This window comes from Lentibacter sp. (genome assembly GCF_965658795.1).
Classification (GTDB): domain Bacteria; phylum Pseudomonadota; class Alphaproteobacteria; order Rhodobacterales; family Rhodobacteraceae; genus Lentibacter.
This window is the reverse complement of record NZ_CBFHTG010000002.1, coordinates 220,225-238,666: the sequence shown is the minus strand read 5'-3', so window position 1 is coordinate 238,666 and position 18,442 is coordinate 220,225. Positions and strand designations below refer to the sequence as shown.

Below are 18,442 nucleotides of genomic sequence, written 5' to 3'. Positions count from 1 at the left end.
CTTGCACCTCGGCATGGATGTAGAAGACTGGCCACCGGACAATATCGAAGATCTGGCGAAGAAATTCGAAGACGCCTTTTAAGACTTTGTGAGGTGCGCATAGCTTGCGCACCTTACCCACGACCCGGGCTTTCGCCCCAAGGAGAGTGGCTGACACGCATCGGTCACCAGACAAAGCAAAATCGCTCGTAGAGAGCACACTTAGGAGAAGAACTATGCGTCACGCACGTGGATACCGCCGCCTTAATCGCACACATGAGCACCGCAAGGCGCTCTTTGCAAACATGGCAGGCTCGCTCATCGAACATGAGCAAATCAAAACAACTTTGCCAAAAGCAAAAGAACTGCGTCCGATCGTTGAAAAACTGATCACGCTCGGCAAACGCGGCGATCTGCACGCCCGCCGCCAAGCCGCAAGCCAGCTTAAGCAAGACGCTTACGTTGCGAAACTCTTCGAAATCCTCGGCCCACGCTACAAAGACCGTCAAGGCGGCTATGTGCGCATCATGAAAGCGGGCTTCCGCTATGGTGACATGGCGCCAATGGCGATCATCGAATTTGTTGAGCGCGACGTCGATGCGAAAGGCGCAGGCGACAAAGCCCGCGTGGCCGCCGAAGAAGCTGCCGACGAGTAAGCCTTTGTCGAGCTTGAAACTCTAGAAAAGCCCTGCCAACTGGCGGGGCTTTTTGATTTTGGAGGGAAGCCAGTTTGAAACGCTTTGTGCCTTTGGCGCTCTTTATTCTGTCGGCCCCCGTCATTCTCGGAAGCTTTGAGCGGCTGGCGCTTGTTTTGCAGCAGATGGGCCAGCAAGACGCGCCGTGGATTGATCAACGCTATGCAGATCATCCTGGCCTCTCGTTTGCGCATATTTTGGTGGGGCTTGTCTTCTTCCTGCTAGGACCGTTGCAATTCTGGGAGGGGCTGCGTCGCCGTGCGCGCGGGCTTCACAAGCTATTGGGCAAGCTCTTTATTGCGAGTGGGCTTGTGTCGGGTATCGCTGTGATCGCGATGGTCGTTGTATTTCCTGCCGTGGGCGGTTTGCTGACACAGGTCGCGACAACGATTATAGTTTTGGCGATGATTGGCTTTTTGTTTGGTGCGTATCAGGCTGCACGGCACAAACAGTTTGTTCGCCACCGCGCGATGATGATCCGTGCCTATGCGTTGGGCCTTTCGGTGTCCACCGCGAGAATATTTATCGAGCTTGCCGAGCACTTCGCGGCCATTTCGTTTGAGGACAGTTTCACGCTTGCCTCGGCCATTGGCGTTGGCCTCAATATCGTGGTCGCGGAAACCTGGCTCAAAGTGGTGAAAAAATGAGTGCGCTTGCAATCTGCCCCGCGGCTCCGCATATCATTGGGCAAGAAGGAGCCTGCCGATGCTGCCAATGCGCCAAACCTGTCTAGCTCTAGTGTCCATACGCTTTGCCACACTGTCAGCCATACTGGCTGCCACACTGCTTTCACAGCCGCTTAGGGCCGAAACCCGTGTCCCGGTGACACAGGCCGAAATCTCCCTTGGCTTCGCGCCTTTGGTGAAGGCGGCGGCTCCCGCCGTGGTCAACATCTACGTCAAACGCGTGGTGCAAACGCGCTCCAGCCCCTTTCAGGGCGACCCGCTTTTTGAAGACATGTTTCGGGATTTTGGCAAGCTGCGCCCACGTGTGCAAAACTCGCTCGGCTCGGGCGTGATCCTGTCGGCAGATGGCTATGTTGTGTCCAACTATCACGTTGTGGGCGAGGCCACAGACATCCGCGTTGTGCTCAACGACCGCCGTGAATATGCGGCGCAGGTTGTCTTGGCTGACGAGCAGAGCGACCTTGCTTTACTGCGCCTTGAGGGGGCTGAGGACATGCCCCACCTTGCCTTGCGCGACAGTGATACGGTGGAAGTGGGCGAGCTGGTTCTGGCGATTGGCAACCCCTTTGGCGTCGGTCAAACCGTCAGCTCGGGCATCGTTTCGGGCCTCGCGCGCTCTGGCGGGGCCATCGGCTCGGCACAGGGATATTTCATCCAGACAGACGCGCCAATCAACCCGGGCAACTCTGGCGGTGCGCTGATTGATATCAACGGCGCGCTGATCGGCGTAAACACACGGATCGTCAGCCGCTCTGGCGGCTCCAACGGGATCGGCTTTGCCATCCCTGCGCGGCTCGTAACAGCCTTTCTGGCGCAGGCAGAGGCCGGCGAAACAGAGTTCGCACGCCCTTGGGCCGGTATCAGCGGGCAGGCGGTTGATGCCGACATCGCCGAGAGCATTGGCCTCTCCATCCCCGGTGGGATCATGATCACCGAGATACACCGGGAAAGCCCTTTTTTTAAGGCGGGGCTTATGCCAGGGGATGTGATCCTGTCGGTCAGCGGTCACTCGGTGAACACGCCCGCTGAGATGATCTTTCGCATGACAGTTGCGGGGATTGGCAATGAAACCGAGGTCACGTTTTTCAGTGAAGAAGAGATAGATACACGCCCTGTTACGCTCGCCCGTGCGCCAGATATGCCGCCACGCGCCGCACTTGTGACAGACGATGACACTCCCCTGCCGCAGGTTCAGCTGATCAACATCAACCCCGCTGTGCTGGCCGAGTTTGGCTTGCCGCTTTCGTCTGATGGAGTGGTTGTCGCCGATACGGGGCCGTTTGGTGCGCGTGCGGGTTTGAGAGTGGGCGATGTTATCACAGAGATCAACGGCGCGCGTGTGTCTGACACGGGGGAGGCGGCGCGCAAGCTTGCGGCCTCGGGCCGTTGGCTGAGCCTGAGTGTCGAGCGTGCTGGCCAGCGTATGCAGCTTCGGTTTAGGCTCTGAGAGATGGCAGACCTGTTTGACAGCCAGCCCGCAGCGGCCAGTGGAAAGAGCGGCCCGCGCCCTCTGGCGGACAAGCTGCGCCCTAAGTCACTGGGCGAAGTGATCGGCCAACCCAAGGTGATTGGGCCTGATGCGCCGCTCACTGTGATGCTTGCCTCTGGCACGCTTGGCTCGCTTGTTTTCTGGGGGCCACCCGGGGTGGGAAAGACCACGATTGCGCGGCTTCTGGCGGATGAAACCGATCTGCATTTTGTCCAGATTAGCGCGATTTTTTCAGGCGTTGCAGATCTGAAGAAGGTGTTTGAAGCGGCCAAGCACAGGCACGCGAACGGGCAGGGGACATTGCTGTTTGTAGATGAAATCCACCGCTTTAACAAAGCGCAGCAAGATGGGTTTTTGCCCTTCATGGAAGACGGAACCATCCTCCTTGTCGGGGCAACCACCGAGAACCCGAGCTTTGAGCTTAACGCAGCTCTTTTGAGCCGCTCGCAAGTCCTGGTGCTTGAGCGGCTCGGGCTGGCTGATCTCGAGCTGCTTGCGCAGCGCGCCGAAAAGGAGCTGGGCCGCGCTTTGCCGCTTGATGGCCATGCGCGTGAGGCGCTTTTGGAAATGGCTGATGGGGACGGGCGCGCATTACTGGGCCTGATTGAGCAGGTCAGCGCGTGGGCTGTGACAGGCAAGATTGACCGCGAAGCGCTGTCCAAGCGGCTGATGCGGCGGGCGTCAAAATACGACAAATCCGGAGATGAGCATTACAACCTCATCTCTGCGCTGCACAAATCGGTGCGCGGCTCAGACCCCGACGCGGCGCTCTATTGGTATGCGCGGATGCTGGAGGGGGGAGAAGATCCGCGCTTTCTGGCGCGCCGCCTCACGCGGATGGCGGTCGAAGACATTGGCCTGGCAGATACCAATGCTCAAGACGTGTGCTTGCAAAGCTGGCAGACCTATGAGCGCCTTGGCAGCCCCGAGGGCGAGCTGGCACTTGCGCAGGCGGTGATCTATCTGGCGCTCGCGCCCAAATCAAACGCGGCCTATGTGGCCTATAAGGGCGCACGCAAGGAAGCCAAGCGCACAGGGTCGGAGCCGCCGCCCAAGCATATCTTGAACGCGCCGACCTCGCTTATGAAAGATGAGGGCTATGGCGATGGGTATGCCTATGACCATGATGCTGAAGACGGGTTCTCGGGGCAAAACTACTTTCCGGACGGGATGAAGCGCCCGGTGCTCTATGCCCCTGTTGAGCGCGGTTTTGAGCGCGAGCTGAAAAAACGGGTCGATTGGTTTGCCAAACAACGGCTTTCGCGCAGCAAAACTTGACAAAGTGGCGCGCCCCTGAGACAGACCGCGCATGTTAGCATCTCTTCTTCAAGTTGCCCTTGGCGGGGCCGTGGGCGCGAGCCTGCGCTATTTGGCGAGTGTTGGGGCTGTGCGCCTCATCGGCCATGGCTTTCCGTGGGCGACACTTTTTGTGAACGTTCTTGGCAGCCTTGCCATGGGCGCGCTTGTGGCGCTTCTTGCCCAGAAAGATGCAACCCGCTTTGCCCCTCTTCTCATGACGGGGCTTCTGGGCGGTTTCACCACGTTTTCGGCCTTCTCGCTGGATGCTGTCACGCTTTATGAGCGCGGGCAGATCGGTGCGGCGGCCAGCTATGTCACAGCGTCGGTCGTGCTCTCGATTGCAGCGCTCTTCGCAGGCATGGCCCTCATGAAAGGAGCCCTCCAATGAGTGGCGTTCAACATATTACTGTTTTAGCAGACGATGCCGACCAGCGCCTTGACCGGTTTCTCAAGCGCCGCTTCCCGCTTTTGAAGCAGGGGCAAATCGAGAAGATGTGCCGCAAAGGCGATCTGCGCGTTGATGGCGGGCGGGTGAAAACCTCAACCCGTGTGGAAGAGGGGCAGACAGTGCGCATCCCTCCGCTGCCCAGTGGCCCTGCGCCCGAGTATGAAAAGACAGGCAAGGTGAGCGAAGCCGATGCAAAGCTTATCCGGTCTTGCGTGATCTACCGCGACGATCAGATGATTGTCTTGAACAAGCCCGCAGGTTTGCCCACGCAAGGCGGCTCAAAGCAGACCCGCCATGTCGACGGGCTCTCCGAGGCGCTGAAGTTTGACTATGACGAAAAGCCCCGCCTCGTGCACCGGCTGGACAAAGACACCTCTGGTATCTTGGTTCTTGCGCGCACGCGACTGGCAGCCAAAGCGCTGACGGAGGCCTTTCGCCACCGCGAGACGCGCAAGATCTATTGGGCTGCTGTCGCTGGCGTGCCCAACCCGCGTATGGGCATCATCAAATGGGGGCTTGTAAAAGCAGGTGGCCATGGTGCGAGCGGGGAAGGTGAAAAGATGATTTGCGTGCATCCACGTGAGGTTGCCAAAACCGAGGGTGCGAAGCGGGCCCAAACCGATTTTATGGTGATGGAAAATGTCGGCCAGCGCTGTGCCTGGGTGGCTATGGTGCCGATCACAGGGCGTACGCACCAGCTGCGCGCGCATATGGCCGAGCTTGGCCATCCGATTGTTGGCGACGGCAAATACGGCGGCTCAAGCCAGGAAAATCTGGGCGACGGCTGGGGCGCACAGCTTGGTGGCGACATCAGCAAGAAGTTGCACCTGCATGCCCGTTACCTGCGGGTGATGCACCCTGAGACAAAGCAGGTCATGGAGTTTAAGGCAGCCTTGCCCGATCACATGAACAAGACGTGGCAAACCTTCCAATGGGAGGAAAGCGACACGCTGTCAGATCCGACAGAAGAGATGTCATGAGAGTTGTGATCTTTGATGTCGACGGCACGCTTGTCGACAGTCAGGATGATATCTGCGCGGCGATGGGTGCAGCCTTTGGCAGCATCGGCCGTGTGGCACCACCTCGCGCAGAGATCTGTGCGATTGTGGGGCTGTCCCTGCCCGAGGCCATGCGTGTTCTGGCCCCTGAGCTTGAGGCACACCATGTGGCGCTCGTGGAGGGCTACAAAGCCTCCTACATGGCGTTGAGGGCAGAGAAGGGGACGGCCGAGTCCTCCCCGCTCTATGAGGGCGCTTTGGCGGCCCTCGATAGGCTTCGGGCTGAAGATGAAACCCTTTTGGCAGTCGCTACGGGCAAGTCGCGCCGCGGGTTGGACAAGCTTTTGGAAGGTCACGGGCTGCAAGGCTATTTTATGTCAGAGCAAGTGGCGGACCATCATCCTTCAAAGCCGCATCCGGCGATGCTTGAGGCTGTTTTGCAGGAAACGGGTCTGCGCAAGGATCAAGCTGTCATGGTGGGGGATACACGCTTTGACATGGAGATGGCGCGCGCCGCAGGGATTGCGACAATCGGGGTGAGCTGGGGCTATCATGCGGCCGAGAGCCTGAAGGCAGATCGGCTGATCGAGCATTTTGATGCGCTGCACGGCGCGGTGAACGACTTATTGGGAGAACCAGTATGAGCGAATGGAAACTCAAGCGCTTTTGGAGCGATGTGGCAACGCAGCCCGAGGCAGACGGATTTGCCGTGGCTCTGGATGGGCGGATTGTGAAGACGCCCGCCAAGGCAACGCTTGTTTTGCCAAACGAAACGCTCGCGGCGCATGTCGCAGATGAGTGGCGCGCTGTTGAGGTCGAAATCAAGCCCGAGGCTATGCCATTCACCCGCTCGGCCAATGCGGCGCTTGATAAGGTCGCTGTGCAGCATGAAGAAGTTGCAGGCTTGATCGCGGCTTATGCGGAAACCGATCTTCTCTGCTATCGCGCCGATTCGCCTGTGGAACTCCAAAAGCGACAAGCAGAGGCGTGGGATGCGCCTTTGGCTTGGGTGCGCGACACACATGGCCTTCACCTTGAGGTTGCAACGGGTGTTATGCCTGTCAGCCAGTCGGAGGCGAGTTTGCAAAAGGCACAGGCCCTGAGCATGGGGATGAGCGCTTTTGCTCTTACCGCCTTTCATGATCTGGTGAGCCTGTCGGGTTCGTTTGTGCTTGGGCTGATGGCTGCGCAAAACTGCGACACGCCCGAAAACCTATGGAATATATCAAGAATTGATGAAAACTGGCAGCAAGAGCTCTGGGGCGTTGATGACGAAGCGGCTGAAATGGCCGCTCTGAAAAAAGCACAGTTCGAGCACGCATATGCCTTTTACCAAGCCAGTGTTCTCAGCTGAACGAGAGCTCAGCACAGAGGTGGTAACGCAAGGTAAATCGTATAAATTTCAATCACCTGTTAAGGGTCTTTTTACATTTGGCAGGCTTGACCTTTGAGCGAAAATGCGACCAAACTCATTGCCATTAGAGAGGCGACTCTCTGAAAAACCCACCTCGGTTTGGGAGAACCGAGATAAACCGTCTGCTCAAAGGCGGACAATCAGGAAGAGGTAATTATGAAAAAAACCGTATTTCTTGGCGCACTGACAGTAGCTGGCCTTGCGGCTGGCGTTGCTGCTGCCGGTACGCTTGACGATGTCAAAGCACGTGGCAAGCTGAACTGTGGTGTCACCACAGGTCTCGTAGGCTTCGCGGCACCAGACGCCAACGGCGAATGGAATGGCTTTGACGTTGCTGTATGTCGCGCCGTTGCTGCGGCAACACTCGGCGATGCGACAGCTGTAGAATTCGTTCCGACAACAGGCAAAACACGCTTCACAGCGCTTGCCTCAGGCGAAATCGACATGCTGGCACGTAACACCACATGGACATTCTCACGCGACGTGGACCTGAAGTTCACTTTCACAGGCGTGAACTACTATGACGGCCAAGGCTTCATGGCTCCTAAAGCATTGGGCGTAAGCTCAGCCAAGGAACTTGATGGCGCGACTGTCTGTATCCAGACCGGTACAACAACCGAGCTGAACCTTGCCGACTTCTTCCGTGCAAACAACATCAGCTACCAGCCAGTGCCAATCGAAACAAACGCCGAAGCCATCCAGCAGTACACAGCTGGCGCTTGTGACGTTTTCACGACAGACGCATCAGGCCTCGCAGCTTCACGTGCGACATTCGAAGCACCAGGCGACCACATCCTGCTGCCAGAAATCGTTTCCAAAGAGCCACTCGGCCCGCTTGTACGCCACGGCGATGACGAATGGGCAGACGTTGTTCGTTGGACACTGAACGCACTCATCACAGCTGAAGAGCTGGGTGTAACATCAGCCAACATCGGCGAAATGTCAGCAGCAGCTGGCGGCAACCCTGAGATCAACCGTCTGCTCGGCACAGAAGGCAACCTGGGCGAAATGCTCGGTCTGTCAGCTGACTGGGCTGCCAAAGCCATCATGGCAAGCGGCAACTACGGCGAAATCTTCGAGAAGAACATTGGTGAAGCGACACCAATCGGTCTGGCTCGTGGCTTGAACGCTCAGTGGACAAACGGTGGTCTTCTTTACTCACCACCCTTCCGCTAAATCTTGACTGGAGAGGGCGCGGGCACTCCGCGCCCTTTTCATATCAGCTTCGCTTATAAAACAAGAAACTGGCCTCTCAACGCAACGACGTGACACTTTCAGAGAGCCAGCCAAAAACGGGGACGTCCTAGATGACGACACTTACCGATCCTCCAGAGGGCACTTTTCGGCTTTCTATGTTGTTGAACGATACGCGTTACCGCTCGTTCACCTTTCAAGGTATTGCTCTTATATTGTTGATCGCAGCAGTTTTGTATCTGGCGAACAACCTGATGACCAACCTGCGTGCTGCAGGTTTGAATATCAGCTACGAATTCCTTGGGTCGCCTGCGGGCTATGACATCAACCAGACCCTGATTGCATATGACAGTCAGGCTTCCAACTTGCGCGCAGCGTGGGTTGGGATTTTGAATACGCTGCTTGTGGCGGTTCTGGCCTGTGCAACGGCTACGTTTTTCGGCGTGATCGCAGGCGTTTTGCGGCTTTCCAAGAACTGGCTCGTGAGCAAGCTCATGGCTGTTTATGTGGAGATATTCCGCAATATCCCGGTTTTGATCTGGATTATCATCATCTTTACAATCCTCACGGCCGTTATGCCTGGCGCGCGAGATTATTTGGGCGAAGACCCCAAGACAGAGCTTCTGTTTGGGATGTTTGCCTTCACCAACCGTGGCGTCTACGTGCCCGCGCCGATCTGGAATGCCGGATCTGGCGTTGTTGTCGCGGTGTTTTTGCTGTCCATTGCGGGGGCTTTTGCCTACCGCCGCTATGCCAAGAGCCTGCTTTATGCGACGGGCAAGCTTTTGCCGACGGGTTGGCCAACGCTTCTCATTCTGATCGTTCCTGTGGTCATTGCCTTTTTTGTGATGGGCCAGCCCATCGGGCTTGATACACCTGATCCACTTGCCAACCGCTTTAACCTTAGAGGCGGTATTCAGATTGGTGCACCGCTTATTGCGCTTTGGTTCGCTCTGTCGATCTACACAGGGGCCTTTATTGCAGAGAACGTGCGCGCCGGTATTCAGTCTGTTTCAAAAGGGCAGACGGAAGCCGCGGCGGCACTGGGGCTGCGCTCGGGCCGGATCATGAATCTGGTGATTTTGCCGCAAGCTCTGCGCGTGATCATTCCGCCGCTGATTTCGAACTTTCTCAACATCACCAAGAACACTTCGCTCGCGATTGCTGTTGGCTATGCTGACATCACCGCAACGCTGGGCGGCATCACGCTGAACCAGACGGGGCGGGCGATTGAATGTGTCTTGCTGCTGATGTTGTTCTACCTTGTGATATCACTGTCGATTTCGGCGCTGATGAACGTCTACAACAACGCCATGAAGCTGAAGGAGCGCTGAACCATGTCAGATAAACGTGCAGACTCAGTCGCCTTTGTGCGCGAGACATTCATCCCGGAACAGCCTGCGCCAAGCACGGCAACAGGTGCTGTGAAGTGGTTGCAAGACAACCTTTTCCCAACTTGGGCCAACGGCCTTCTGACCATTGTGTCGCTTTACGTGATCTACCTGATCGTAACAGCAACCACACCTTGGCTTGTGAACGGTCTTTGGAACACGGAAAGCCTCGCTGCGTGCCGCGAAGTGCTTGACGGTGCAACAGGCGCTTGCTTCTCGGTCCTGACCGAGCGCTGGAACCAGTTGCTCTTTGGTTTCAAATACCCACCGGATCAATACTGGCGCCCGACCTTGGCTTTCGTGCTGATGTTCGTCGCGCTTGCACCTGTCCTGTTCTTTGACTTGCCACGCAAGCTTCTGATCGTGACGGGGCTGTTTCCCTTCGTGTCCTACTGGCTGATCTGGGGCGGGACGATCTTCACGCCTGTTGTCGCGCTCCTGGGCTTTGTTGCGGGCTACTTTGTGTATGCACGTTTCGTAAAAGGCAGCTTTGCGGCGGGCTTCTTTGGCGGCGTCGCTGCGGCCATTGTTGTCTGGCTCATCGGCGGTGGCTTCATTCCGGAAGGTGCAAACGACACAGCTCTGCTGCAGGCCGTACCAAGCCGTGATCTGGGTGGCTTTATGCTCAACATGATGCTTGGCATCACTTGTGTATCGCTCTCTGTACCGCTTGGCATCGCACTGGCGCTTGGGCGTCAGTCAAACTTGCCGCTGATCAAGGGCATGTGTGTGGTGTTCATCGAGTTTATTCGCGGTGTGCCACTCATCACGCTCTTGTTTGTCGCGAACGTGATGCTGGCGTATTTCTTCCCGCCCGGCTCTGGCGTCGACCTCTTTTTGCGGGTTGTGATCATGATCACAATGTTCTCGGCGGCCTATATTGCCGAGGTGATCCGAGGGGGCCTCGCGGCTCTGCCCAAGGGGCAGTATGAGGCGGCAGACAGCCTCGGCCTTGATTATCCGCAAGCCATGCGTCTGATCATTCTGCCGCAAGCGCTCAAGATCTCTATTCCGGGGATCGTGAACATTGCTGTTGGCCTGTTCAAAGACACCACGCTGGTTTCGATCATTTCCTTGTTCGATATCATCGGGATGATCCGCGGGCCGATCCTTGCCTCGACCGATTGGAACGGTGTCTATTGGGAGCTCTTCATGTTTGCTTCCGTGCTGTTCTTTGTCGTCTGCTACGGCATCTCACAATATTCGCAGTGGCTTGAACGCCGTCTTGCGACAGATCATCGATAAAGGGAGGGTTTAGGCAATGACCGAGACCGCGAAAATGAAAGTATCCGACGAAGTCGCGATCGACATTCAGAATATGAACAAATGGTATGGCTCATTCCACGTTTTGCGCGATATCGACCTGACGGTGTATCAGGGAGAGCGGATTGTTATCTGTGGGCCGTCAGGCTCGGGAAAATCAACGCTGATCCGCTGCATCAACGCGCTTGAAGAGCACCAGCAAGGCAAGATCGAAGTGGATGGCACCTTGCTGTCTTCTGATCTCAAAAACATCGACAAGATCCGCTCCGAGGTGGGCATGTGCTTTCAGCACTTCAATCTCTTCCCGCATCTGACGATCCTTGAGAATTGCACGCTGGCGCCGATCTGGGTGCGCAAGACACCCAAGAAAGAAGCCGAAGAGACAGCGATGCACTTCCTTGAGAAAGTGAAAATCCCTGATCAGGCCAATAAATATCCTGGTCAGCTTTCTGGTGGTCAGCAGCAGCGTGTTGCGATTGCGCGCTCACTTTGCATGAAGCCGCGCATCATGTTGTTTGACGAACCTACGTCAGCGCTTGACCCGGAGATGATCAAGGAAGTTCTCGACACCATGATCGAACTGGCAGAAGAGGGCATGACCATGCTCTGCGTAACGCACGAGATGGGCTTTGCCCGTCAGGTTGCGAACCGCGTGATCTTTATGGACCAAGGCCAGATTGTTGAGCAGAACGAGCCTGAAGAGTTCTTCAACAATCCCAAGTCAGAGCGCACGCAGTTGTTCCTCAGCCAGATTCTAGGCCACTAAGGCCCTGACACATGATAGAGACGGGGCGGTTGCGAGAGCTTCCGCCCCCTTTTTTTGTTTGCCTCTATACAAAGGCGGTAAAAAGCTTTAGAGGAAATTGCTTGACCAGACCTTTAGCCCAAAGCAGGCCCTTCCCTTGAAAAATGCACTCTCCCAAGCGCTTCAAACGCGCGGATACGACACGCTCACTCCCGTTCAACTCGCCGTCACCCAGCCCGAACTCGAGGGTGTAGACATGCTTGTCTCAGCCCAAACGGGCTCTGGCAAAACGGTTGGGTTTGGCTTGGCCATCGCCGGATCACTTTTGGGAGATGCAGAAGCCTTCGGGCCAGCGGCTGCTCCGCTTGCATTGGTGATTGCTCCAACGCGTGAATTGGCATTGCAGGTGAAGCGCGAGTTTGTCTGGCTCTATGGTGGAACCGGTGCACAGATCGCCTCGACCGTTGGTGGCATGGATATGCGCGATGAGCGCCGTGCGCTTGACCGTGGTGCACACGTTGTTGTTGCAACACCCGGCCGCTTGCGCGACCACATTATGCGCGGCAGTATTGATCTCTCGGAGCTTAAGGCTGTTGTGCTTGATGAAGCCGATGAGATGCTCGATCTGGGCTTTCGCGAAGATCTGGAGTTCATCTTGTCTGAGGCGCCAGAAGAGCGCCAAACATTGCTTTTTTCCGCGACAGTGCCCACGGCCATCGCCAAGCTCGCGAAGAGCTACCAGAAAGATGCTGTGCGGGTTGAAACTGTTGCAGAAGAAAAGCAACATGCCGATATCAGCTATGAAGCGCTCAACGTGGCGCAACGCGACGCGGAAAATGCGATTATCAACGTGCTGCGCTTCCATGAAGCGCCTAACACAATCATTTTCGGCAACACCCGCGCCATCGTGAACCGTCTCACAGCCCGTTTATCCAACCGTGGATTTGCTGTTGTGGCGCTGTCAGGCGAGTTGAGCCAGTCAGAGCGGACCCATGCGCTTCAAGCCATGCGCGACGGTCGTGCGCGGGTTTGCGTTGCAACAGATGTCGCTGCACGCGGGATCGACCTTCCCAAGCTCGACCTTGTTATCCATGCAGAGCTGCCCAACAACCATGAGACTTTGCTGCACCGTTCGGGCCGTACGGGCCGCGCGGGGCGTAAAGGTACAAGTGTCCTGATTGTTCCGCCGAAGTCGCGTAAGAAGGCAGAGCGCCTGTTGAGCTGGGCCAAATTGCAAGCAAACTGGGGCGAAGCACCTTCAGCTGACGCTGTTCTTGAGCGCGATGCCGAGCGTATGCTGGCAGACCCTGCCTGGCACGAAGCTATTCCTGAGAGCGAAGCATCACGTGTTGCAATGCTGTCAGACGCCTTCACCACAGAGCAGCTCGCTGCCGCTTATCTGCGCCTCTATCAAAAGCATAACTCGGCCCCGGAAGAGCTCGCCAATTCGGGTGCTTCTGAGCCGCGTGCGCCACGCGAGGCCTTTGGGCCGAGTGTTTGGTTTGCGCTGGCGGGTGGTAACAATGCTGGCGCAGAGCCACGGCGCGTTTTGCCGGCTGTTTGCACAGCAGGTGGCCTCAGCAAGACCGATATCGGAGCGATCCGTATTGGCGCAGACGAAAGCTACATCGAAATTCGCGAAGCCAGCGTTGCCAGTTTCCTCGGCGCTTTGGGCGATGCGATGAACGTTGAGGGCGCAAAGCTCACCAAACTTGATAAAGCCCCTGATCTTGCCAACTTGCCCAAGCCTGCGTTTAAGCCGCGTGAAGGTGGCAAGCCGCGCTTTGACAAGGACCGCAGCAAAGGCCCACGTGGCGACAAGCCGCGGTATGACAAGCCAAGAGGCGATGGCCCGAGAGGCGACAAGCCAGCATACGATAAACCCAGAGGTGATAAGCCGCGCTTTGATAAGCCAAAGAGCGATACGCCTTGGGGCGAAAAGCCGCGCTACGATAAGCCGAAAGGCGCCGCGCCATCCAAGCCCAAGCGCCCGGAAGACTCGCGTCCAAAGGGGGTGGTGACAGAGCCGAAACGCACTGGCCCACGCGGCAATGCGGCCAACCCGAGCGAACGTATGGATTTCAAGGGCAAGAAGCCTAGCGGAAAGCCTGCGCGCGGTGGCCGTGATGCCGCGGCTCAAGATGGTGCCAAGCCCCGTTGGAAAGATGCTGGCAAAAAGGGTCCGACGAATGGCATGGCCCCTTCCAAAGGGAAGCCGACCTCTAAGAAGAACAAAGCGCGTGCCGCCGCAGCAGCAACGCCAAAAGGCGGAGCCTCAGCCCCCAAGCGTAAGGGCTGAGAGCAGCGTTAAGCTTTGATGATACGGTTAAGATGGCCCATTTTGCGGCCATCTTTTACCTCTGCCTTACCGTACAGGTGCAGCGCCACATCAGCGGCTTTTGCAAGGTCGGGAACGCGGTCCATATCTGACCCGATCAGGTTTTCCATAACGACGTCCGCGTGCCGCCCGCCATTTCCCAAGGGCCACCCTGCAACGGCGCGAATGTGCTGTTCAAACTGATCAACGGTACAGCCGTTCTGTGTCCAGTGGCCTGAGTTGTGAACGCGCGGCGCGATCTCGTTTACGATCAGACCCTTGGGTGTAACGAAAAGTTCAACGCCCATCACGCCCACATAGTCGAGTGCATTGAGCACGCGGGCTGCAAGCAAGACAGCATCCGTGCGCAGGCTCGCGGGAATGTCGGCAGGAACCGTGGTTGTGCGTAGAATTCCACCTTCGTGCACATTTTCACCCGGGTCATAGCAGGCCACTTCGCCAGATGTGCCGCGCGCGGCGATGATCGAAATTTCGCGGGTGAAATCTATGAAGCCTTCCAGAACAGAGGGCGCACCCACCATTGCGGCCCAAGCTGGGGCAATGTCAGCCTCGGAGGTCAGGCGCGCTTGTCCCTTGCCATCATAGCCGAAACGACAGGTTTTCAGGATGGCTGGAAGGCCAACCTTGGCCACGGCGCTGCGCAGCTCGGCTTCGGAGTTTACGGGCGCGTAGGGGGCGACTGTCAGCCCGAGGTCTGTCAGGAAGTCTTTCTCTATCAGTCGGTCCTGGCTGATACGTAGCGCCTCACGTGAGGGGCGAATGGGCCGTACTGCTTCGAGTGCATCTAGAGCTGAGGTTGGAATATTTTCAAATTCGTATGTTATGACATCAACGCTCTGGGCAAATTTGCGCAAGGCTTCGGCATCTTCATAGCTGGCTTGGAAATGATAGTTTGCCACATGGCTTGCGGGGCAGTCGCCCGTGGGCTCAAAAACACAAGTCTTAAAGCCCAGCCGTGCGGCGGCGACCGAGAGCATGCGCCCCAGCTGACCGCCGCCTAGAATGCCAATTGTGCTGCCTTGGGCGAGAGGGTTAGTCATCTGTGGGTTCCTCGGGAATAGATGCTGAGAGGGCTTCGCGCCATGCATCGAGCCTTGCGGCCAAATCTGTATCTTGTAGTGCGAGGATACCAGCCGCCATCAGCCCGGCATTTGCCGCACCAGCAGCCCCAATTGCCATTGTTGCAACAGGGAAGCCCTTGGGCATCTGAACGATTGAGTAAAGGCTATCAACGCCCGAGAGCGCCTTTGTCTGGACGGGGACACCAACGACAGGAATACGTGTCTTGGAAGCCATCATGCCTGGAAGATGCGCTGCACCACCTGCACCCGCAATAATCACATCAAGTCCGCGCTTTGCGGCCTCCTTGCCATAACTCCAAAGGCGGTCTGGAGTGCGATGGGCAGAGACAATTTTTGTCTCATATGCGATGCCCAATTCATCCAGAATAAGGGCTGCTTCTTTCATGGTGGCCCAGTCTGACTGACTGCCCATGATGATCCCGACTTTAACGCTCATGGCTTCGCTCCGATCCTTGAGAAGCGCGCACTATAGGCGCTTTTTGCAGCTGTGCAATGCATCGGCATCAGGCGATGATGTCAGGAAGCAGCCTGTCTTCTATCTGCGCGATCTTATCTTTGAGCCGTAGCTTCTGCTTTTTGAGCCGCCGGATCGTCAGTTGGTCAGCAGTGCCCTTCTCAACCAGCGCCTGGATAGCTTCATCTAGGTCACGATGTTCACGCTTGAAGACTTCGAGTTCAAAGCGGAGCACATCTTCGTTTTTCATCGAGATGTCGTGCGGAGCGTTCATCGGACATGATTCCATTTACAGCCAGCCTATAAGATACTGTTATATCAGATTTTCGCAAAGCTCTTGCAGAGCTGCCTGCGCTTTCCCATATTACACTTCAGATGGCTGCCACATCGGGGCCAGATGAAACACACTGTCGCTTGACCATAAAAGGGCGTGTCATGAGCAAACTTACTTTGGGGTCTCACCCCTACCTTCTCGGCTTTGAACAGCTGGAGCGCCTTCTCGAGCGCACGGCAAAATCAGGCAATGAGGGATACCCTCCATTCAACATCGAACAGACCTGCCGCAATTCTTACCGGATCACTTTGGCTGTCGCCGGGTTCGGTGAAGATGATCTTGCGATCACTATAGAAGACAAACAGCTTGTTATTCGCGGACGTCAGAATGACGAAGGTGAAGAACGCATATTCTTGCATCGTGGTATTGCCGCGCGTCAGTTCCAGCGTAGCTTCGTGCTGGCTGACGGTGTCGAGGTGGGTGAGGCGATCATGGAGAATGGTCTTTTGCACATCGACCTCACCCGCGCAGAGCCGGAACAGGTTGTGCAGACGATCAAGATCAAAGCAGCATCAAAGTAAGGAGCGCGACATGGACACACCATACGATTTTAACGAACATGCCAAACGGCCCATCGTCTATGTACGGGAAGTGGCTGCAGCAGACTTGCCTGATGATGTGCGTGCCCAGCTTATGGGTGCAAAGAAGCTATACGCTGTGCACGATGCCGCGGGAGAGCGGCTTGCGCTTGTGAAAGATCGCCAGTTGGCGTTTGTTCTGGCGCGTCAGAATGACATGACTCCTGTGACAGTTCATTAAGGCTCGGTATCAGCCCCTGTTGCCGTACAAAAAAGCGCCCGCCTCTTCTTCAGGGGCGGGCGCTTTTGCGTGTTCGGTTTCGCTTCACTGAGCTGCGATCAGGCCCATGCTCTCAAGCTTGAGTAGTACCTGGTGCGCGCAATTGTCGACATCGACGTTTTCGGTCTCAACACTGAGTTCCGGATTTGCGGGCACATCGTAGGGATCAGAGATCCCTGTGAATTCCTTGATTTTGCCTTCACGTGCCAGCTTATAAAGCCCTTTGCGATCACGGCGCTCGCATTCCTCAATTGAGGTTGCCACGTGAATTTCGACAAAGGCACCAAAGGCTTCTACATCTTCACGCACGGCGCGACGCGTCGTTGCATATGGTGCGATCGGTGCGCAGATGGCAATTCCGCCGTTCTTAGTGATTTCGCTGGCGACATAGCCAATCCGGCGGATGTTGAGGTCTCGGTGCTCTTTCGAGAAGCCAAGCTCGGAACTGAGGTTCTTTCGCACGATATCACCGTCAAGCAAGGTCACGGGGCGGCCCCCCATTTCCATCAGCTTCACCATAAGCGCGTTGGCGATGGTTGATTTGCCCGAGCCTGAGAAGCCAGTGAAAAAGACAGTGAAGCCTTGCTGTGCGCGTGGTGGCCGTGTTTTGCGCAGCTCGGCGACGACTTCAGGGAAGGAGAACCATTCAGGAATTTCCAGCCCTTCTTGCAGGCGGCGGCGTAGCTCGGTACCTGAGATGTTCAGGATCGTGACATCATCTTTGTCTTTGATTTCATCCATCGGCTCGTACTGGGCGCGCTCTTGCACCCAAACCATATGTTTGAAGTCGACCATCTCAACGCCGATTTCATCCTGATACTTACGGAAAAGCTCTTGGGCGTCGTAAGGACCGTAAAAATCTTCACCAGCTGAATTTTTGCCAGGGCCTGCGTGGTCTCGGCCAACGATGAAGTGGGTGCAGCCGTGGTTGGCCCTGATAAGCCCGTGCCAGACGGCTTCGCGGGGGCCTGCCATCCGCATGGCAAGGTTGAGCAGGCTCATCGACGTTGTCGAGGCCGGATATTTGTCAAGCACGGCCTCATAGCAGCGCACACGAGTGAAGTGGTCAACGTCGCCCGGCTTGGTCATGCCAACAACCGGATGAATAAGCAGGTTGGCCTGCGCCTCACGTGCTGCGCGGAATGTCAGCTCTTGGTGGGCGCGGTGCAGAGGGTTGCGGGTCTGGAAGGCAACAACCTTGCGCCAGCCCAGCTTGCGAAAGTAGGCGCGCAGCTCGTTCGGTGTGTCACGACGACCTCGGAAATCATAGTGCACAGGCTGCTGAATGCCCGTTACAGGACCGCCCAAATATATCTTGCCTGCTTGGTTGTGCAGGTAATTAACCGCCGGGTGTGCATCATCGTCAGCGCCAAATACTTTTTCTGCCTCGTGGGCTTTGTTGGGCTCCCATCGGTCAGTTACGGTCATGGTCGCAAGAATAACGCCTTCTTGGTCACGCAGAGCAATATCCTGCCCAATGTCCAGCTTGGCGGCAAAGTCTTCGCCGACATCAAGTGTGATCGGAATAGGCCAGAGCGAACCGTCTGTGAGGCGCATATCGTCGACAACGCCGTCATAGTCAGCTTCAGACATGAACCCTTTGAGCGGGTTGAAACCGCCATTCATAAGAAGTTCAAGATCGCAGATTTGGCGCGGAGTAAGATCATGGCTGACTAAATCGGCGGCTTCCACCTTGAGTTTCTGGGCACTCTCGTAGGAAACATAGAGCTCAGGGATGGGGGTAAGGTTGGATGCAATCATAGACACTACTCTTTTTTAGGCAGCACATTTTTGTGCCATAATTTATACGAATTTAAGCCAGCTATTACAGCAGG

At 56.4% G+C, this 18,442-nt stretch carries 19 protein-coding genes; 15 read left to right on the top strand and 4 right to left on the bottom strand.

Going from position 1 to position 18,442, the window contains the following annotated elements; all coding sequences use genetic code 11:
- Window positions 1-215: 215 nt before the first annotated feature.
- The 13 genes from rplQ (at window position 216) to ACTG3X_RS02545 (ending at window position 13,900) form a co-directional block, all read left to right on the top strand.
- Complete coding sequence (rplQ, locus tag ACTG3X_RS02605) at window positions 216-635, top strand: 50S ribosomal protein L17 (RefSeq protein WP_439109672.1); 420 nt, start codon at window positions 216-218, stop codon at window positions 633-635.
- A 74-nt stretch (window positions 636-709) separates the two neighbouring features.
- A complete protein-coding gene (locus ACTG3X_RS02600) occupies window positions 710-1,321 on the top strand; it encodes a DUF2306 domain-containing protein (RefSeq protein WP_439109671.1) in 612 nt (203 codons plus the stop codon).
- Window positions 1,322-1,388: 67 nt separating this feature from the next.
- The gene (locus ACTG3X_RS02595; RefSeq protein ID WP_439109682.1) at window positions 1,389-2,807 is read left to right on the top strand and encodes a trypsin-like peptidase domain-containing protein; all 1,419 of its coding nucleotides are present in this window, start codon (window positions 1,389-1,391) and stop codon (window positions 2,805-2,807) included.
- 3 nt (window positions 2,808-2,810) lie between these two features.
- On the top strand, window positions 2,811-4,127 hold the full coding sequence (locus ACTG3X_RS02590; protein ID WP_439109670.1) for a replication-associated recombination protein A: 1,317 nt from the start codon (window positions 2,811-2,813) through the stop codon (window positions 4,125-4,127).
- 31 nt (window positions 4,128-4,158) lie between these two features.
- Window positions 4,159-4,536: a fluoride efflux transporter CrcB gene (gene crcB, locus ACTG3X_RS02585; RefSeq protein ID WP_439109669.1), complete on the top strand. Its 378-nt coding sequence runs from the start codon at window positions 4,159-4,161 to the stop codon at window positions 4,534-4,536.
- On the top strand, window positions 4,533-5,576 hold the full coding sequence (locus ACTG3X_RS02580; RefSeq protein ID WP_439109668.1) for an RluA family pseudouridine synthase: 1,044 nt from the start codon (window positions 4,533-4,535) through the stop codon (window positions 5,574-5,576). Before crcB ends, ACTG3X_RS02580 begins: the two co-directional genes overlap by 4 nt.
- On the top strand, window positions 5,573-6,238 hold the full coding sequence (locus ACTG3X_RS02575) for an HAD-IA family hydrolase (RefSeq protein WP_439109667.1): 666 nt from the start codon (window positions 5,573-5,575) through the stop codon (window positions 6,236-6,238). The genes ACTG3X_RS02580 and ACTG3X_RS02575 overlap by 4 nt, the downstream gene beginning before the upstream one ends.
- Window positions 6,235-6,948 (top strand): ATP12 family chaperone protein, encoded by a 714-nt coding sequence (locus ACTG3X_RS02570; RefSeq protein WP_439109666.1) that lies wholly within the window; start codon window positions 6,235-6,237, stop codon window positions 6,946-6,948. The genes ACTG3X_RS02575 and ACTG3X_RS02570 overlap by 4 nt, the downstream gene beginning before the upstream one ends.
- Before the next feature lie 216 nt (window positions 6,949-7,164).
- Entirely contained in the window at window positions 7,165-8,184 is a 1,020-nt protein-coding gene (locus ACTG3X_RS02565) for an amino acid ABC transporter substrate-binding protein (protein ID WP_439109665.1), read from the top strand.
- A 131-nt stretch (window positions 8,185-8,315) separates the two neighbouring features.
- Window positions 8,316-9,536: an amino acid ABC transporter permease gene (locus ACTG3X_RS02560; RefSeq protein WP_439109664.1), complete on the top strand. Its 1,221-nt coding sequence runs from the start codon at window positions 8,316-8,318 to the stop codon at window positions 9,534-9,536.
- A gap of 3 nt (window positions 9,537-9,539) precedes the next feature.
- Window positions 9,540-10,838, top strand: a complete 1,299-nt coding sequence (locus ACTG3X_RS02555; RefSeq protein ID WP_439109663.1) for an amino acid ABC transporter permease — start codon at window positions 9,540-9,542, stop codon at window positions 10,836-10,838.
- Window positions 10,839-10,854: 16 nt separating this feature from the next.
- Window positions 10,855-11,622 carry an amino acid ABC transporter ATP-binding protein gene (locus tag ACTG3X_RS02550; RefSeq protein ID WP_439109662.1) on the top strand — a complete coding sequence of 256 codons (768 nt, stop codon included), beginning with the start codon at window positions 10,855-10,857 and terminating at the stop codon, window positions 11,620-11,622.
- Window positions 11,623-11,758: 136 nt separating this feature from the next.
- On the top strand, window positions 11,759-13,900 hold the full coding sequence (locus tag ACTG3X_RS02545; protein WP_439109661.1) for a DEAD/DEAH box helicase: 2,142 nt from the start codon (window positions 11,759-11,761) through the stop codon (window positions 13,898-13,900).
- An 8-nt stretch (window positions 13,901-13,908) separates the two neighbouring features.
- Here the strand turns inward: ACTG3X_RS02545 and ACTG3X_RS02540 are convergent, their stop codons facing one another.
- The 3 genes from ACTG3X_RS02540 to ACTG3X_RS02530 all read right to left on the bottom strand — a co-directional run bounded on the left by ACTG3X_RS02540 (window position 13,909) and on the right by ACTG3X_RS02530 (window position 15,749).
- On the bottom strand, window positions 13,909-14,979 hold the full coding sequence (locus ACTG3X_RS02540; protein WP_439109660.1) for a 5-(carboxyamino)imidazole ribonucleotide synthase: 1,071 nt from the start codon (window positions 14,977-14,979) through the stop codon (window positions 13,909-13,911).
- Window positions 14,972-15,457 (bottom strand): 5-(carboxyamino)imidazole ribonucleotide mutase, encoded by a 486-nt coding sequence (purE, locus tag ACTG3X_RS02535; protein WP_439109659.1) that lies wholly within the window; start codon window positions 15,455-15,457, stop codon window positions 14,972-14,974. The genes ACTG3X_RS02540 and purE overlap by 8 nt, the downstream gene beginning before the upstream one ends.
- Window positions 15,458-15,524: 67 nt before the next feature.
- The gene (locus tag ACTG3X_RS02530; protein WP_439109658.1) at window positions 15,525-15,749 is read right to left on the bottom strand and encodes a YdcH family protein; all 225 of its coding nucleotides are present in this window, start codon (window positions 15,747-15,749) and stop codon (window positions 15,525-15,527) included.
- Window positions 15,750-15,910: 161 nt separating this feature from the next.
- On the opposite strand from ACTG3X_RS02530, the gene ACTG3X_RS02525 reads away from it, so the two are divergent.
- Window positions 15,911-16,330, top strand: a complete 420-nt coding sequence (locus tag ACTG3X_RS02525) for an Hsp20 family protein (protein WP_439109657.1) — start codon at window positions 15,911-15,913, stop codon at window positions 16,328-16,330.
- Between the two features lie 10 nt (window positions 16,331-16,340).
- Window positions 16,341-16,568, top strand: coding sequence for a DUF1150 family protein (locus tag ACTG3X_RS02520; protein WP_439109656.1), 228 nt, complete (start codon window positions 16,341-16,343; stop codon window positions 16,566-16,568).
- 84 nt (window positions 16,569-16,652) lie between these two features.
- Here ACTG3X_RS02520 and ACTG3X_RS02515 read toward each other — a convergent pair whose 3' ends face one another.
- Entirely contained in the window at window positions 16,653-18,368 is a 1,716-nt protein-coding gene (locus tag ACTG3X_RS02515) for a bifunctional sulfate adenylyltransferase/adenylylsulfate kinase (RefSeq protein WP_439109655.1), read from the bottom strand.
- Between the last annotated feature and the right edge of the window lie 74 nt (window positions 18,369-18,442).

Excerpts from the sequence above, each read along its gene's own strand:
- rplQ (WP_439109672.1), top strand. The coding sequence starts at position 216 with ATGCGTCACGCACGTGGATACCGCCGCCTTAATCGCACACATGAGCAC.
- ACTG3X_RS02595 (WP_439109682.1), top strand. The coding sequence starts at position 1,389 with ATGCGCCAAACCTGTCTAGCTCTAGTGTCCATACGCTTTGCCACACTG.
- ACTG3X_RS02590 (WP_439109670.1), top strand. The coding sequence starts at position 2,811 with ATGGCAGACCTGTTTGACAGCCAGCCCGCAGCGGCCAGTGGAAAGAGC.
- crcB (WP_439109669.1), top strand. The coding sequence starts at position 4,159 with ATGTTAGCATCTCTTCTTCAAGTTGCCCTTGGCGGGGCCGTGGGCGCG.
- ACTG3X_RS02580 (WP_439109668.1), top strand. The coding sequence starts at position 4,533 with ATGAGTGGCGTTCAACATATTACTGTTTTAGCAGACGATGCCGACCAG.
- ACTG3X_RS02575 (WP_439109667.1), top strand. The coding sequence starts at position 5,573 with ATGAGAGTTGTGATCTTTGATGTCGACGGCACGCTTGTCGACAGTCAG.
- ACTG3X_RS02570 (WP_439109666.1), top strand. The coding sequence starts at position 6,235 with ATGAGCGAATGGAAACTCAAGCGCTTTTGGAGCGATGTGGCAACGCAG.
- ACTG3X_RS02565 (WP_439109665.1), top strand. The coding sequence starts at position 7,165 with ATGAAAAAAACCGTATTTCTTGGCGCACTGACAGTAGCTGGCCTTGCG.
- ACTG3X_RS02560 (WP_439109664.1), top strand. The coding sequence starts at position 8,316 with ATGACGACACTTACCGATCCTCCAGAGGGCACTTTTCGGCTTTCTATG.
- ACTG3X_RS02555 (WP_439109663.1), top strand. The coding sequence starts at position 9,540 with ATGTCAGATAAACGTGCAGACTCAGTCGCCTTTGTGCGCGAGACATTC.
- ACTG3X_RS02550 (WP_439109662.1), top strand. The coding sequence starts at position 10,855 with ATGACCGAGACCGCGAAAATGAAAGTATCCGACGAAGTCGCGATCGAC.
- ACTG3X_RS02540 (WP_439109660.1), bottom strand. The coding sequence starts at position 14,979 with ATGACTAACCCTCTCGCCCAAGGCAGCACAATTGGCATTCTAGGCGGC.
- purE (WP_439109659.1), bottom strand. The coding sequence starts at position 15,457 with ATGAGCGTTAAAGTCGGGATCATCATGGGCAGTCAGTCAGACTGGGCC.
- ACTG3X_RS02530 (WP_439109658.1), bottom strand. The coding sequence starts at position 15,749 with ATGAACGCTCCGCACGACATCTCGATGAAAAACGAAGATGTGCTCCGC.
- ACTG3X_RS02525 (WP_439109657.1), top strand. The coding sequence starts at position 15,911 with ATGAGCAAACTTACTTTGGGGTCTCACCCCTACCTTCTCGGCTTTGAA.
- ACTG3X_RS02520 (WP_439109656.1), top strand. The coding sequence starts at position 16,341 with ATGGACACACCATACGATTTTAACGAACATGCCAAACGGCCCATCGTC.
- ACTG3X_RS02515 (WP_439109655.1), bottom strand. The coding sequence starts at position 18,368 with ATGATTGCATCCAACCTTACCCCCATCCCTGAGCTCTATGTTTCCTAC.